This window comes from Curtobacterium sp. PhB191 (assembly GCF_004346515.1).
GTDB lineage: Bacteria > Actinomycetota > Actinomycetes > Actinomycetales > Microbacteriaceae > Curtobacterium.
The window spans coordinates 14,247-29,621 of sequence record NZ_SMBV01000008.1 but is presented as its reverse complement, the minus strand read 5'-3'; the positions used below and the strand labels follow the sequence as shown (position 1 = coordinate 29,621).

The window sequence follows — 15,375 nt, the reverse complement described above, 5'->3', positions numbered from 1 at the left end:
TCCCCTAAAGATCTGAAGATCCAGACCCTGACACCCAGAGCCCGCTGATCCGCCCGTGGTTGTCCCCGGCCAAGAAACTGGCGGTTGTGATGGCGAAGTTGTCTCAATCTACCGGACTTTCACAGCTCGGTACCAGATGGCGTGGATTTCGGTCATTGGTCGTCATGTGTTCATTCCGGACGAGCGCGCGACCGAGTCGCCGTCATGATGCCATCGGGCTGAATCCGACGAGGAAATCCCAGGTCAGGCGAACGTTCAGTCGCACCCCACGAATCCTGACCGCCGCATCACCAGCCTGTGACGTCGGACAGCCGCGATCGATCACCCCCCGGAGTGGGGTCACGCGATCCGCGTTAACGGGACGGCGGGCTCACCCGGCGGCGAGAGGCTGGTCACACTCGAACGCGATCGGCTTGGCCTCGGACTGCCGGACACCCGGGGTGGAGCTCGCCTGCACGGGGGCTTTCGCGTACTTGCTCGCGCCGAGGAAGGCAACGCGGTAGGTCAGGCTCTGGCCCGGTGCGAGCAGCGTCTGCAACTGCGCCACGGGGTGTCCGCCATCCGTCGCCGTCTGCACAGCGGTCGTCTTGCCGTCCTTGGTTGCGCCGAGGAAGATCGCGCCCTCGGGCGCGTAGGTCGCGATCAGGGTCTTGATCTTGCCCGGCTCCACACCGAAGTCGCCGCCACCCGTGACGTACTCGGGCAAGCTCGTCGCGGCGTCGGCGGGTGCAGTGTTCTTGATGGTGACCTCGACGACCGACGTGGGACGACCGTCTTTCCGGCACACTGAGCTGCCGACTGACACGGTCTTCTCGAGGTAGTAGTCCATCTTCGAGCCGGTGCCGTCGTTCAGGTACACCGCGAACTCTCGTGACAACGCCGACTCGGTCGGGAGTTCGCCGGCCACAGCGGTACCGCTGATGCGGCGCTGCTCGGCCCGGTCCGCGCTCCACAGGCGCAGTCGGTCCTCGCCGGTGCTCTGGCTCAGGGCGGAGACGAACTGCTGGGGGTCGAAGTCACCACTCGCGACCTTGTCGAACACCGCGCTGGCGGCGGAGGCGAAGAAGGCGTCCTGCACGACCGGGTCCGGGTACCTCGCGTACACGTCGCTCAGTAGGAGCTTGACCGCGTTGTCCGACGTCAAGGTGTCTCCAGTCGGCAGTTTCACCGGGCCGGTGGCCTCGAGGATGTAGCTCAGCGTCACCGGGTCCATCGCCAGCACGCCGTCGACCTGTTCGCCGAACTTCTGCTTCCACATGGCCCGAGCGAGCTTCGCCGAGACGTCGAAACGCGGGGTCAGGGTGACGTCCTGCATGTACTTCCCGGTGATGCTGCCGTACAGACCAGTCGTGTCCGGGGTCAGCGGCAGGATCGGCTGCGCGTACGGACCGAACGAGCCACCGGACGTCTGGTTCTGCAGGTGAATGGCACCGTCATCGGTCTGGAGGAGCGCCACGGCCCCCGGGATCCCGCCACCCGCGCGCAACTCGGCGTTGTTCTGGAACAACAGCAGGTAGTTCCGTTCACCGTCGTTGCCCAGCATCGCCGGCGCGAGCTGCACGACCCGGTTCGCGGTGGTCACCTGCGCAGAGGCGGACGACAACGCGTTCCGCAGCTCGGCAACCGCGGTCGTCACCGGGGACAACGTGTCACTCGTGTCGATCGCGTCCGCATCGCGGTCCGCCCGTGCCAGGGTCGTCGTCGCCGTCGCGACGGCCGGCTGCGCGTCCACGATCGGCTGCAGGTCGACCTTGCCGTTCTTCGGCGCGAACGAGTCGGTTCCGAGACCGCCGATGACGTCGGCGACCGGGGTCACCGCGTTCCGGGCAACATCGTCCACGACGACGGAGACTTGGCGGACTGCGCGCAGGTTGGCCCCGAAGAACGGGACGTTCTGCGAGGCCCCCCAGATCGGATCACCCGTCAACGAACGAGCTGCCCCCGCTTCACGCTCCAGGTGCTTCGCGGTCTTCTGCGCGGCGGCGGTGTCGCCACCGGTGAGTTGGGAGCGCAGTGTGTCGACGTCACCGACCGCTCGTTCGAGGTGTCCCTTCGCGAGCGCACCACGTACTCCCACCCAGGCGACGGTGAGGATGAGCAGCAGGACGAGGGCGAGGACGATCCACAAGACGATCCGGGCCCTGGATCCCCGGTGTGCTGCAGTGCGTCGCGACTCGGACAGGTCGGACATGACGCGATCCTACGGTTCCCCGTGTCCAGCCCACGTCACTGACGCACGGTGTCCACGTGTTCGCGGTACCAGTCGATGGTGCTCCGCAGACCGTCCTCGAGGCCGATCTGCGCAGTCCAGCCGGCATCCGCGAGCTTGGATACGTCGAGCAGCTTCTGCGGCGTGCCATCCGGCTTGGTGGTGTCCCAGACCGTCTCACCGGTGAAGCCGACGATCCTGCCGATCGTCTCGGCGATCTCCTTGATGGTGACGTCGGACCCGGTCCCGACGTTGACCTGGTCCGGACCGTCGTAGTGCTCCATCAGGTGGAAGACCGCCGCCGCCATGTCGTCGACGTGCAGGAACTCCCGACGGGGCGAGCCCGTCCCCCAGTTCTCCACGCGCGCCGCACCCGTTCGTGCCGCTTCGTCGTACCGGCGGATGAGGGCCGGCAGGACGTGCGAACCGGTGGGCGAGAAGTTGTCGCCCGGGCCGTAGAGGTTCGTCGGCATGGCCGAGATCCACGGGCGCCCGAATTGCCGCCGGACGGCCTGCACCTGCAGGATGCCAGCGATCTTGGCGATCGCGTACGCGTCGTTGGTGGGCTCGAGGTGCCCGGTGAGGAGCGCGTCCTCGTGGATCGGCTGTTCGGCCATCTTCGGGTAGATGCACGACGACCCGAGGAAGACGAGCCGCTCGACGCCGTGCTCCACAGCCGCGTCCATCACGTTGACCTGGATCTGCAGGTTCTCGCTCAGGAAGTCGTGCGGGTAGGTGTTGTTCGCCATGATCCCGCCGACCTTGGCTGCCGCCAGCACGACGTGCTTCGGCTGCTGCTCGGCGAAGAAGGCGAACACGGCGCCGCGGTCCTTCAGGTCCAGCTCGGAGGAGCTCCGCCCGACCATGTCGGTGATGCCCTCCGACTCGAGCTTGCGCCAGACCGCCGAGCCCACCAAACCGCGGTGTCCCGCGACGTAGACGCGGTCCGCCCGGTTGATCGGACCGGGAGTGAAGTCGGTCGTGGTCATCAGGATCCCCAGCTCTCGAGTCGGACGGTGTCGATCCACGGGCTGCCCTCGTGCTCGAGGGCGGCGATGTCCGCGTCCACCATGATCCTCGCCAGTTCGGCGGTGTCGACCGTCGCCTCCCAGCCGAGCTTCTCCTTGGCCTTCGACGCGTCACCGACCAGCGCATCCACCTCGCTCGGTCGCAGGTACCGCTCGTCGAAGCGCACGTGGTCTTCCCAGTTCAGGCCTGCGTGGGAGAACGCGGTCGTCAGGAAGTCCTTGACCGTGAAGTCACCGCCGGTCGCCAGGACGAAGTCGTCCGGCTCGTCGACCTGCAGCATCCGCCACATGCCCTCGACGTACTCGGCGGCGTACCCCCAGTCGCGGACGGAGTCGAGGTTGCCGAGGTACACGTGGTCCTCGAAGCCGGCCTTGATCCGCGCGACTGCTCGGGTGATCTTCCGGGTGACGAACGTCTCACCACGTCGCGGCGACTCGTGGTTGAACAGGATGCCGTTCACCGCGAACATGCCGTACGCCTCGCGGTAGTTCCGGGTCACCCAGTAGCTGTAGACCTTCGCTGCACCGTACGGAGAACGCGGCCAGAACGGCGTCTCCTCGTTCTGCGGCGGCGGGGTCGCCCCGAACATCTCGGAGGAGGACGCCTGGTAGAAGCGCGTGTGGATGCCGGAGACCCGGACCGCTTCGAGCATGCGCATCGTGCCCACACCCGTCACGTCACCGGTGTGTTCCGGCTCGTCGAACGACACCCGCACGTGTGATTGCGCCGCGAGGTTGTAGACCTCGTCCGGCTTCAGTTCGCTGAGGAGGCTGACGAGTCGTGCACCGTCGCCGAGGTCCCCGTAGTGCAGGAACAGCTTCGCGCCCGACTCGTGCGGGTCGACGTAGAGGTGGTCGATCCGCGAGGTGTTGAACGTCGAGGCGCGACGGATCAGGCCATGCACCTCGTACCCCTTGCGGAGCAGCAGCTCAGCCAGGTACGAGCCGTCCTGTCCGGTGATGCCCGTGATGAGCGCGCGCTTCGTCAATTGGTCCCTGTCTTGTCGGCAGAACCGGATTCGAACCGGTCTGGGAGGAGCACATGAAGAATACTTTTGAATCGATCGATCGCAGCAGCCGCAGTGAGGTGAGCCGCTCGGTAATTCCGAGCGTCCCTTCCGTACCGCTCCCGCGCAGTCGGGTCTCGGATGAGCGAGAGCACGCCGTCCACGAGCCGAGTCGGCCTGCCCGCATCGACAACGATCCCTGCGTTCGCAGCGAGCACCTCGGCTCGAGTGACGCTCCCCTCGTCCGACGCGGCGAGCACCGGAACGCCGGTCGCGAAGTAGGTGGTCAGCTTGCTGGGGACAGCCATGCCGGAGATGCCGGGTGCCTCATTGACCAGGAGAACGTCTGCGGAGTTGAGTGCAGCGGCGAATTCGTCGTCAGGGAGCGGCGCAAGGAATTGCAGGCTGTCGATCCCAGCCGCCTGCTGCTGCAAGGACTCTCGTTGGTTTCCGTCACCGAGGAGGACGAAACGGATGGGAAGACCTCTGTCCTGAACGGAGCGAGCTGCTTCGACGACGTTGCCCAGGCCCTGCTTCACACCCATGTTCCCCGCGTGAAGGACGATCGTCTCGTCCGGTGCCCAGCCGAGCGACGCACGAGCCCCGACTCGGTCGACGAACTCGGGCGGCTCGACGTGGGTCCAGTTCCGCATGACGGTCACTCGCGACGCCGGCACACCGAACTCTTCGACGACCGTCTCCATGAACCGGTCGTGGATGACCACGACTGTCGATGACCGTTTGAGGACCCAGCGCTCGATCGCAGCGACGAAGCGCTCAGCCGGCCCGGTACCCGATCCTGTCTCGCGGAGGCCGAGCGAGTAGATGTCCTGGACCCAAGTCACGACGGGGGTTCCTCGCGAGAACAAGCGGGCACGCACTAGTGCGATTGCCGAACTGAACAGAGCGGGAGACACGAGAACGAGGACGTCGTGCCGCGCCCAGCGGCGGGAAACGGCGTGTAACCCGAAGCTCACCTCGGACAGCAGTCTGCTCACACCACCGGGCCGGGCCGGGAGCCGATGGCGGAGTCTGTGCACCGCACAGCCAATTTCGGTCGTCACTGCAGACGACGGTGGACGTGCGTCTCCGAAGCTCCAGGCCGGGTAGTGCGGAAAGGTCGTGATGACGCTGACGTCGACACCGGACGCCGTCAACCCGCTCGCGAGCCCTCCGCTGTAAGGAGCGATCCCGGCGGGCTCAGGGGGGAAGTTCAGGCCCACCATGAGAACTGCCCCGCGCCGCATGGGGCGACCATAACAGTTGCAAGGGATTCCGATCCGGCGTCGGCGCACCTGCGGCGCCGCCGGGCCGCCCGCCAGCCGGTAGCATCGGCGCAACGCGTACTCGGGCGCGCAGAGAGGCGGGGGCCATGATGTCGGACGCGAAAGTGCCCGTCATTCCGCTGAAGTCAGCTCCAGGTGAACGGACGTCGTGGAGCCGGGGCAAGGGGATGGTGTACCTGTGGGCCGTTGCCGAGCTGCTGTTCGTGACCAATCCCTGGCAGATCAGCTCCTCGCTCCGAGCGAAGGTCCTGCGGCTGTTCGGCGCGGAGATCGGGGTCCGCGTCATCATGCGACCGCGGATGCGTGTCCGTTTCCCGTGGAAGCTCCACATCGGCGACGACTGCTGGATCGGCGAAGGTGTGTGGTTCCACAATCAGGACCACATCCGGGTCGAGAACGACGTCGTCATCTCGCAGGAGGCGTTCCTCACGACCGGGAGCCATGCCCACCGCACCGACATGGCGTTGATCACGCGCCCGATCGAGATCGGAGCCGGCACCTGGATCACTTCGCGCTGCATGGTGCTCGGTGGCACGCGACTCGGCGAGTCGTGCCTCGTGAAGCCGATGTCATTGGTCTCCGGGACGAGTCCCGCGAACAGCGTCCTCGAAGGAAACCCCGCGCGGGTGACAGGCGTGCGCTTCGGAGATCGATGACTCCTGTCAACTCTGGCTGGGATGCGGTGCGAACGGAACCAGACCGATGCGATGATGAAGGAATGACCTCTTGGTGACTCGACTGAGGGACGCTTCCGTCCTGTGGGCGCAAGGGGGCCTCGGCAACCAGCTCTTCCAGTTGAACGCCGGCCTGACCCTGTCCGAACATCCCGCAACCCTCCTGGTCTCAGGGAGCAGTTTCGGTCGCGACCGTCTCCGGCAGTTCGAGCTCGGTGCTTTGCTCCCCTCTTCAGCGCTGACAAGCTCGAGAGAGGACTTCCGGCTCGGTCAGCCGTACGACTGGAGGGGCCGTCGCCGATCGAAGACCCGCGATCGATCGCTGACGACGGTATTCAGCGACCCCGAGACGCTACCCTCCGCCTTCCGGCCCGGAACGTTCAACATCGGGTTCTTCCAGGATGCGGCATCACTCGCTCTGCCGACGGACGCAACTACTGCCCTCCTCGCTGCGTACCGGAACGCTGTCTCGGCGGGATCTGCGTCAGCGAACCGACCCGTTCTGCACGTCCGCCGTGGCGACTACACGACTTCTCCTGCCGCGCAGCGCACCTTCGGCACGCTCTCCCGGCGCTACTACGACGACGCGTGCCGTGCGCTCGGGATCCCAATCGACGAGAGCATCATCTTCACCGATGACCCCGCCGCGGTCGAACGCGAGTTCGACGTCCCTCGCAGCAACATCATCGGACCCGAAGACATCGAATCGCCGCTCGACACGCTCGTGGCAATGTCGCGCGCCAGCGCCCTGGTCATACCGAACAGCACCTTCTCGTGGTGGGCCGCTGAGCTCGCCTCCCACGTTCCGGTCGCGGCCCCGAGCACGTGGTTCTTCGATCGCCCGGGAAACCTGCGGCGCACTGGATGGGTCTCCGTGCCGAACGCATGAGACGATTCGGCATGTCCCTGTCGCTCGGGTGGCTCCCGGCGAGCCAGGCGCTTTCCTTGGTCGCCTCGTTGGCGGCCTTCGCCGTGCTCTCGCGCGAGCTCGGGCCCGCGAGCTACGCGCAGTTCGCCGTCTTCGTGTTCGTCTACACGATGGCCGCGCTGGCCACGGACTTCTCAGCCATGGGTTTCCTGCTCGTACACGGGGTCTCCGGCCCGCTCCGACGAGCGGCGTGGTCCAGTTCGGCGGTGAGCGCGACCGCAGGTGGTGTTGCGCTGACCGCAGCGTTGTTCGTCCTTTCGTTCTTGAACCTCCCGACGGGGCCTCCCCGGGTCTTCGACGTGCTGATCTTGGTCGCGGGGCTCGTCACCCAGTCGCTCATTCAGCCGCTTCGCGGCGAACTCATGGTGCATCGCCGCTACCCGACTGTCGCTCTTACCGACGTGGGCGCAACAGTCGCCGGCTTCGCGGCCGCGATCCTCCTCGCGGCACAGATCCACTCCGTGACCGTGCTCTGCGTCCAACTCGCTCTCACCTCCGTGGTCCGTCTCCTGTTGACGCTCGCGCTCTCAGCTCGCGGTCGCCAACGGACCCTCCGAGGACGCGCAAGCAGCTCCTCGTCCGGAATGGCCGCCCCTGCGCCGAATCCGTTCCGGTACGGCCTCAAGGTGCTGCCGCTGAACGTTGCTTCGTACGCGAGCCGAGCGATCGATTCGGGCACGTTGCCGCTCATACTCCCAGTCGGAGCGGCAGCAGCGTATGCACGCTCGTACCAGTTGATCGTCACGCCGGTCACTCAGGTCCAGCTGTCCCTCGGAGGGGCGATCGTCGAGCGCATGGCCCGCCGTGCCGCGCTCCCCGGAGACAACGGCACGTTCGACAAACGAGTCTGGCAAGCACTCCACGTCGTCACCTTCGTCGCAGCCATCGTGTTGTCGGTGGGCGCACCGATCCTGGAGAAAATCTTCTTCGGCCCTGGCTGGGTGCATGTCGCGCTCATGATCTCCTCGATGGCGCTGCTCCTGCCATCCCTTACCTTGAGTTCCTTCATGTCGTGGAAGCTCCAGATCAAAGCGGAACTCCGGCACTCGCTCCTCAACCTGGCCGTCCTCATGCTCGTGCCACTGCTCGCCATCGTTCTCGGACTGCTCTACAGCACCATTGGCGCGTTGATCGGCTTGGCAGTTGGTGCGCTCGTCCAGGGTCTTGCTCTGGCCACGCTCCATCGTTCGCTCCTGCCGATACCGCTCAGGTACGCCGTTGCACAGATCGTCGTGGAGTGGGCAGTCCTGGCAGCCCTATTGGCGGTCCGATTCCTGTGAGCTCGCTCCTCTGGTGGTCCTGAGCGGGAAACTCCACGGAGAACGCACCAGCCGCCGGAGGTGACGGCGGTCTCGCCTGCTCGTCACGTCGTCGATGCGGCGTTCGAGCCTCGCACGCAGCTGGTCGGTGCTCGTGTCGCTCACGTCGACGCCGAGCACCGACTCCGCAAGCGCGACGTACGACGCGGCGAGGTCTCTGTTGTCACGCACCTGCCCGCCGTAGCCCGGTTGCGAGGTTGCCTGCTCCGGGTGATGGCGGTACGCAACCGTCGGCACGGAGGAGAACGAGATGCGAACGCCGGATGCAGCCAGTCGCATCCAGAGCTCGTAGTCCTCGGCATGGCCAGGCCGGTACGTCGCGGCCCCGTCCAGCGAATCCCGTCGAGCAATCATCGTCGACTGCGGCACCGGGTTCAGGGCGAGGAGCGCCAGTGGCATCGCCGCCGGTGACAACGATGCAGGTCGAGGGAAGTGCACGCGCCACGTCTGACCGAATCGTGCGATCGGGGCGAACACGATGTCAGCGTCCGAGACCTGGCGGCGGTACCCGAGGAACCGGTTGGGCAGGCACACGTCATCAGCATCCATCGCGGCGACGAACTCGCTGTCGGATCGGTCGAGCAGCCGATTGCGAGCCTCTCCCGCACCGACGTTGGTCGTTCCTTCGATCAACGACACACGTCGCGAGCGCTCGGCGAAACGCTCGACGACGCGGCGGGTTCCGTCCGTGCTCGCATCGTCGTACACCAGGACCTCCGCGTCGCTCGGCATCGCGCTGAGCGTCGACCGGAGCGCTGTCGTGATCGTACGCTCCGCATTCCATGCGGGCATGATCACCGACACCCTAGGCATCTCGCATGCCCACAGGCCTCGCGGGGGCGCCGATGACTGTCACTCCAGGCTCCACGTCATCGACAACGACCGCCATCGCAGCGAGCGTCGCACCGGAACCGACCCGGATCGGCCCGAACACCTGGGTGTACGCGCCGAAGGTCACGCTGTCCCCGATGACCGGTACCCCGCCGCCCTCGCGGCGTTCTCCGATCGTGACTCCGTGCCGCAGCACACAGTCAGCCCCGATCCGCGCTTGCGGATGGACGATGATCCCGCCGAAGTGGTGGATCATCAATCGTGGACCGATCTCGACCGTCCGGGGGATGTCGATCCCGGTCACCAGTCGAACCACGCTGTAAAGCACGAAGGACAACGCGTGGAGGAACTTCCCTCGGATGCCCCTGACCTGCAGCGTGTACCTGCCGAACCGGTACACCCGAAGCGCCCAGTAGCCGGGCTGCAGGAGCCACGGGTGTCCGCCGAACAGGGCGGCTTCCTCCTGCTTGGCGGTGACGCTGTCGTAGAACGACATCAGTGTCCTCTCGAGAGTATGGACCGGTACCTGCGTGCCGCGCGATGACGGAGCCCGCTCACGACGGACACGGCGGGGTGCACGGACAATGTCTCGCGCTGGACCCGACGTGCTTCGGCGCCGATCAGTTTGCCGTGCTGCGTGGACGTCCCATCAAGGTGGAAACGAGCGACCACGATGTGCTCGACGACGAATGGGACTCCCGAGGCATACAGCCTCGCCGTGAAGTCGTAGTCGGCGGCTACCCGGAAGCTCTGGTCGTAGCGACCCGTGATCGCCGCTCGCGGGTAGAAGATAGCTTGATGCGAAGTCGGCAAGGCGTGCCACATCGAACGAGCGGGTCGAGACGCGCGGGTCTGGTCCCGAGTGGCCGCTGCTAGGACGAAGTCCCCGAGGATCACCGCAGCCTCGTGCGCGTCGAGGACCGCGGACAGTTGCGACCATCGGACGAGGCTCTCGTCGCCGCCGTTGAGGAACCAGAGGTGGTCGCCGCTTGCCGCGGCCATGCCCTTGTTCATCGCGTCGTAGATGCCGGTGTCGGGCTCAGAGATCAGCCGAACCGATCGTCCGAGATCCGACACGAGCCGAGCTGTACCGGGTGACATCCCGCCGTCGACGATGACGAGCTCACAACTATCACCCGATTCGTGGAGCAGGGTCTCCAACGAAGCGACCGTCCGCCGAAGGCCTTCGTCGTCCTGGAACGTCACGGTGATGATCGACAGCTTCGGGGGCAAGTGCAGAACCGCTCTCTCCTGGGATCACGAATCGGCGTTGGTGCCGGGTGGCGAAGACCAACCAAAGGGTGAATACGTACTCCGGCAACATGATGCCACCTGAGAAGAGAAGACTCCCGACCGCCCAGAACGGGAGCACCGCCTGCGCGACCGATCCGGTTCGCAGTCCAAGCGCCAAGCCGACGAGCGCCCACGACGCCAAGGCGATGGACGCGATGAGACCGAGCCAACCGAAGTAGAAGACGATCACGTAGAAGCCGTTGTCGAGGGAGTCGCCCGCAGCCACGCCGTTGAGGATGCCGTAGTCCGCGACGGTGTTCCGCAGTGAGCCGTACGGATGCCCGAGCGGGAAGTGCACGAGCGTGTCACCGAGGATCTGCAGCGGGCCGATCAATCGGTAGTAGGCACTCGAACCGGTGGTGAAGGTCGAGTCCAACCTCCCCGACAAGTACGGCAGCGCCAGTGACGTCAGCACCGCCAAGACGATCAGTGCAACGACCTTCAGGCGGCTCTTCCCGACGAAGATGACCATCAGGGCCACCACGCCGAAGAGGATCAACCCGGTTGCGGAGCGAACAGCGAGGAGACCTGCTCCGGCGAGCACCCAGACCGGGGCCTTCCGGTACCCCTGCGCCAGCAGCGCGACGGCAAGGGAGCCGATGACGAACGCGGCGTACGACGGCTCGAGGTAGAAGCCGGCGGCGCGCGGGATCGGATTGAACTCGAGGTGTGGGTCGTACTCGTAGAGGTACTGGTGTTCCCCGAATGGATTGAACCACTGGACTGATCCTCGTGCGCCCGTCGCGACCTGGAGCACGCAGAGCGCGACGACGATGACCAGAGCGAAGAATGCCCCGCGCAGCATGGCCGGGACTGCTGCCGGTCGGATGGTGCCCCGTCTGCACTGTCCGATGACGACGGCCGCGAACACGAACAGAGCCAAGGTCTGGAAGAAGGACGACGAACCTTCACGCGTCGAAGGAGCAGCGATCTGCACCAACGCGTTCGGGACCACCGCGATCCCCAGGGCGATGACGACGTTGCTCATCGCCAACGTGGTGCTGACGCTGATGACGAGCACTATCCCGAGGAACAGACCCATCGTGATCGGGTAGTCGCCGACCTTGCCGACCTGGAAGTGCTCGAGGAGCACGAACGCGGTGGTCAGGAGACTCACGAAGGCTCGGTAACCGTTGCTCATGCGGCGAGCACTCTCCGGTAGACGTCGACGTACTCGTCGATCATCCTGTCGGGAGAAAAGCCAGCGAGCTCGGTCGACGACACCGGGTTGCTGGGGACGGCCGACGCGATGGCGTCTGCCCATCGACGACGTTCATCCACAACCGTCACGTTCGACGACCACCCGAACTCGCGAGCGGCTCTGGACTCCGCCGCGATAACCGACATGCCAGCCGTGAGCGCTTCGACGATGGTCAACGGGTAGTAGTCGACGGTCGACGAGAACACGAGGTGAGAGTGGTCACGCATGAGGCGGTACATCTCACTGCGATCGGTGATCGCTCCGACCATGGTGGCGTTCGGGATGGGGGACGGCGCATTGTCGCCGACTACCGTCAGCCTTCCGGGGGCTATCCGCGCGATCTCCTCCAACAGGCTCCAGTCGACCTTCGCTGCGTCACGAAGGTCTCGGCATATGAAGAGGAACCGTGCCGGAGTGGAGCGGTGATCGACCGGACGCTGCGCCCAGGCCATGTTCCAGAACCGCGGATCAACCGAATTCGTGACGGTGGTCACATCTGAGAGACCGCCCGCTTCCATCTCCTCAGCCAGCCATGAGGCGCAGGCGACCATCTGCAAGGGCACGCTCGATCGAACGTCGTCGATCGCCCGGCGACGTGCAACGAACGTGGGTGCCGCTCGATCGATCTTCGCGGGCGGGTACGCGGTCAAGAAGGGACAAGGGTCACACCCGCCCTCCCACCCGGTGCACGTCCCGGGCTGTGCGCACCGCCCAGTCATCGCCCACTGGTCGTGCATGGTCCACACGATGGGCTTCCCTTCCTCAGCGATCATCGAGAGAAGGTCGGTCGGCGGCATCATGTAGCTGTGGATGGCATGGAGGTGGACGACGTCGCTCTGTCGCACCGCCCGTCGCAGGGACGCTCTCCTCGACCGTGATGGGCGGACCACCTCGGTCCCGACGATCTGGTGCGCAGCGAGATTGAGCGCGGCTCGCGGAGCCGATGTGAGTCGGAGAGCGCCGTACTCCGCTTCCAGCGGGGACGGGCTTCCGCCCTTCGCATAGCCGTACGCGATCTTCGCGCCGATCCCACGCGACGGCAGGCCGTCGTGCAGGATGCGCGCGACCCCGGCCGCGCCGCCCTCACTGAGGCGAACGTTGATCTGGAGCACCTCGGTCATCTCAGCGGCCCCTCCTCGGCCGAAGTGACCCCGTTCACTTCACGCCGTTCACTGACGGACGCATTCTGGAAGGGGGGAGCCTCGAGCGCGGCCATCAATATGCTCCTTGCGATCGCCAGACGGCCTTGGCAGTCCGCCAGAGCACCACGAGATCACCCGTGATGGACCAGTTCTCCACGTAGTACAGGTCCAACCGCACCGAATCCTCCCACGACAGGTCGGACCGACCGCTGACCTGCCACAGACCGGTCATGCCCGGCTTCACCAGGAACCGACGGTGGACGTGCGTGTCGTAGCGCGCGACCTCGCGGGCGAGCGGAGGACGTGGACCGACGAGCGACATGCTGCCGGCGAGGACGTTGAACAGCTGCGGCACCTCGTCGAGGCTGTATCGCCGCATGAAACCGCCGATCCGGGTGACACGGGGATCGTTCCGCATCTTGAACAGGACGTCGTTCCCCTCGGCCCGGTCCAGGGCGCTGAGCTCCTGCAGGCGATCTTCGGCATCGACGACCATCGATCGGAACTTGATCATCCGGAAGGTACCGCCGTTCAGGCCGACTCGCTCCTGGCGGAAGAAGACCGGACCCGGTGTGGTGGTCTTCACCAGCACCGTCAGCACGAGCAGCAGCGGCGACAGGACGATGACGAGCAGCGCTGCACCGACCAGGTCGAAGGCACGCTTCGTGTAGAGCTTGCGCCCAGAGTACGTCGGCGTCTCGACGTGGATGAGCGGGAGCCCCTGCACGGGCCGCGTGTGGATGCGCGGTCCTCCGATGTCGGTCAGGCTCGGTGCGACGACCAGGTGCTGCCGGCCGGGCTCGAGCGACCAGCTGAGTTCGCGGACCCGCTCCGGCGGCAGGTCGTCGGAGCTCGTGATCACGACGGTGTCGGCACCGGTCTCGCGCAAGGCGGAGCCGACGTCGTCGAACCCGCCGTGGCTGCGGATCGTCGAGCCCGCCAGCATCCCGCGGTGGTTGGAGGACACGACGGCACCCACCACGCGGTACCCGGCTTCGGGTGAACGAGCCAGTTCGCGGCCGATGTGCAGCACGCTGGCCGGCGAGCCGACCAGCAGCACCGTCGCCGAGTACGCACCCTGCTGACGCTGGGCGACCAACCACTGCCGCCACATCCACCGCGACAGCAGCAACACGAGGATCCCGATGGGGAAGGCGATGAGCACGTACCCGCGCGCGAGATCGACGTGCAGCAGGAACGCCGCGATCGCCAGCAGCCCGAACACCCGGACGCTGGAGTCCGCGACCAGGCGGTACTCCGTGCTCCCGACACCGATGACTCGCGCCCCGCGGGTGTCGTACAGGGCGAGCGCGCTCATCCACACCACGATCACGACGATCGAGATCGCCGAGTAGCTGAGCCGGAGGTCCGCGGTGTTGGTGGCGAGGTTCGACTCGATCCCCAGCCAGGCGATCTGCACGCCGAAGACCACCCAGATCAGCGCCAGCAGATCCGTGATGAGCACCCGGCGCGAGTACGAGCGGCTCCACTCGTCGCGGGCCCCGACCACGCTCGGTGCGCGGAGCGCGTCCGCCGTCACGGTCGCATCACCACGACGCACCGCCGTCACTCGAGACCCTGACCGTCTCGCCGTCCCACAGCCAGACGTCCTGTCCGGCACGGTCGATCGTGACGGTGCCGTCGGAGTCCGCACCGTCGGCGCAGCCCACCGGCGAGACCGCGGTGCTGGGGGTCACGTCCGCCGCGGGCATGGTCACGAGTTGCACGCCGGAGCAGGACGCCACGTCCACGCGGGCCAGGGTGTACTCGCCGCCGTCGACCGCGATCGAGCGCACACCGCCCATCGGCACGTCCACCCATGCATCCGTCCCGGCCCGCCACTCAAGCTGGCCGTCGCAGATCACGACCGAGGTCCGCTCCCCCTGGAACGCCTCGATCGGGTCCGCGCACGGGGCGTGGATCGTCCCGCTCGCGAGCACCACACCGTCGGTGCTGATCCCGGCGCCGGCGGCGCCTGGCGTCCCCGCGCTCCACGTCACGCCCGCATCGGTGCTGGTCCGCGCCGTCGTGGTGCAGTCGTCACCGACGCCCGCCAGGATCGAGAGCTCCGCACTGGAGGCCCGGATCGCCATGAGCGATCCGACATCCGTCCCGAGTCCCACCGGAACCCACGTCGACCCGCCGTCCACGGTGTGTTCCAGCACCGGCCGGGGGCCGCCGCACGACCCGCCGGACGCACGCCATGCCTCCCGGTCGTCCACGGCTGCCAACAGACGCCGCCCCCGCTGAGCGGTGGATGCGGAGTCTGCGTCAGCAGACGCGCTCGCGCGCGGCGTCTCGGTCGTGTCGGGTGTACTCGTGAACGTGGGGATCGGGCCCGCAGGTCCGTTCTGCTCCGGCGCGGTGCGCCCCAGGGCGAGGGAGACGAGCACGACGTCGATCGCGACCAGCACCACCACGACGGCCGCCACCACGATGAGTGTGGTTCGGGGCAGT

The 15,375-nt window shown here is 66.5% G+C and carries 14 protein-coding genes; 3 read left to right on the top strand and 11 right to left on the bottom strand.

The window, feature by feature from the left end; translation table 11 throughout:
- Positions 1 to 370: 370 nt before the first annotated feature.
- The 4 genes from EDF48_RS13710 to EDF48_RS13695 are packed head-to-tail and all read right to left on the bottom strand — an operon-like array spanning position 371 to position 5,470.
- Positions 371 to 2,191 (bottom strand): DUF4012 domain-containing protein, encoded by a 1,821-nt coding sequence (locus EDF48_RS13710; RefSeq protein WP_131880690.1) that lies wholly within the window; start codon positions 2,189 to 2,191, stop codon positions 371 to 373.
- Between the two features lie 35 nt (positions 2,192 to 2,226).
- Positions 2,227 to 3,198 carry a GDP-L-fucose synthase gene (locus tag EDF48_RS13705; RefSeq protein ID WP_131880688.1) on the bottom strand — a complete coding sequence of 324 codons (972 nt, stop codon included), beginning with the start codon at positions 3,196 to 3,198 and terminating at the stop codon, positions 2,227 to 2,229.
- On the bottom strand, positions 3,198 to 4,226 hold the full coding sequence (gene gmd / locus EDF48_RS13700; protein ID WP_131880686.1) for a GDP-mannose 4,6-dehydratase: 1,029 nt from the start codon (positions 4,224 to 4,226) through the stop codon (positions 3,198 to 3,200). The genes EDF48_RS13705 and gmd overlap by 1 nt, the downstream gene beginning before the upstream one ends.
- Complete coding sequence (locus EDF48_RS13695) at positions 4,223 to 5,470, bottom strand: glycosyltransferase family 4 protein (protein ID WP_131880823.1); 1,248 nt, start codon at positions 5,468 to 5,470, stop codon at positions 4,223 to 4,225. Before EDF48_RS13695 ends, gmd begins: the two co-directional genes overlap by 4 nt.
- Before the next feature lie 227 nt (positions 5,471 to 5,697).
- Between EDF48_RS13695 and EDF48_RS13690 the strand changes: the two genes are divergently transcribed.
- The 3 genes from EDF48_RS13690 (at position 5,698) to EDF48_RS13680 (ending at position 8,412) form a co-directional block, all read left to right on the top strand.
- Positions 5,698 to 6,186: an acetyltransferase gene (locus EDF48_RS13690; RefSeq protein ID WP_347812849.1), complete on the top strand. Its 489-nt coding sequence runs from the start codon at positions 5,698 to 5,700 to the stop codon at positions 6,184 to 6,186.
- 73 nt (positions 6,187 to 6,259) lie between these two features.
- Positions 6,260 to 7,093 (top strand): alpha-1,2-fucosyltransferase, encoded by an 834-nt coding sequence (locus EDF48_RS13685; RefSeq protein WP_243698115.1) that lies wholly within the window; start codon positions 6,260 to 6,262, stop codon positions 7,091 to 7,093.
- An 11-nt stretch (positions 7,094 to 7,104) separates the two neighbouring features.
- On the top strand, positions 7,105 to 8,412 hold the full coding sequence (locus EDF48_RS13680) for an oligosaccharide flippase family protein (protein WP_165932406.1): 1,308 nt from the start codon (positions 7,105 to 7,107) through the stop codon (positions 8,410 to 8,412).
- Here EDF48_RS13680 and EDF48_RS13675 read toward each other — a convergent pair.
- The 7 genes from EDF48_RS13675 to EDF48_RS19155 form a co-directional block, all read right to left on the bottom strand.
- Positions 8,389 to 9,243 carry a glycosyltransferase gene (locus tag EDF48_RS13675; protein ID WP_243698114.1) on the bottom strand — a complete coding sequence of 285 codons (855 nt, stop codon included), beginning with the start codon at positions 9,241 to 9,243 and terminating at the stop codon, positions 8,389 to 8,391. The genes EDF48_RS13680 and EDF48_RS13675 overlap by 24 nt on opposite strands.
- A 13-nt stretch (positions 9,244 to 9,256) precedes the next feature.
- Positions 9,257 to 9,778 (bottom strand): serine acetyltransferase, encoded by a 522-nt coding sequence (locus EDF48_RS13670; protein ID WP_131880676.1) that lies wholly within the window; start codon positions 9,776 to 9,778, stop codon positions 9,257 to 9,259.
- Complete coding sequence (locus EDF48_RS13665) at positions 9,778 to 10,443, bottom strand: glycosyltransferase (protein WP_243698109.1); 666 nt, start codon at positions 10,441 to 10,443, stop codon at positions 9,778 to 9,780. Before EDF48_RS13665 ends, EDF48_RS13670 begins: the two co-directional genes overlap by 1 nt.
- The gene (locus EDF48_RS13660; RefSeq protein ID WP_131880671.1) at positions 10,415 to 11,692 is read right to left on the bottom strand and encodes a putative colanic acid polymerase WcaD; all 1,278 of its coding nucleotides are present in this window, start codon (positions 11,690 to 11,692) and stop codon (positions 10,415 to 10,417) included. The genes EDF48_RS13665 and EDF48_RS13660 overlap by 29 nt, the downstream gene beginning before the upstream one ends.
- A 20-nt stretch (positions 11,693 to 11,712) precedes the next feature.
- Positions 11,713 to 12,897, bottom strand: a complete 1,185-nt coding sequence (locus EDF48_RS13655; RefSeq protein WP_243698108.1) for a glycosyltransferase — start codon at positions 12,895 to 12,897, stop codon at positions 11,713 to 11,715.
- 94 nt (positions 12,898 to 12,991) lie between these two features.
- Positions 12,992 to 14,479, bottom strand: a complete 1,488-nt coding sequence (locus EDF48_RS13650) for a sugar transferase (RefSeq protein ID WP_131880669.1) — start codon at positions 14,477 to 14,479, stop codon at positions 12,992 to 12,994.
- Positions 14,466 to 15,350 (bottom strand): hypothetical protein, encoded by an 885-nt coding sequence (locus EDF48_RS19155; RefSeq protein WP_165932403.1) that lies wholly within the window; start codon positions 15,348 to 15,350, stop codon positions 14,466 to 14,468. Before EDF48_RS19155 ends, EDF48_RS13650 begins: the two co-directional genes overlap by 14 nt.
- Positions 15,351 to 15,375: the final 25 nt, after the last annotated feature.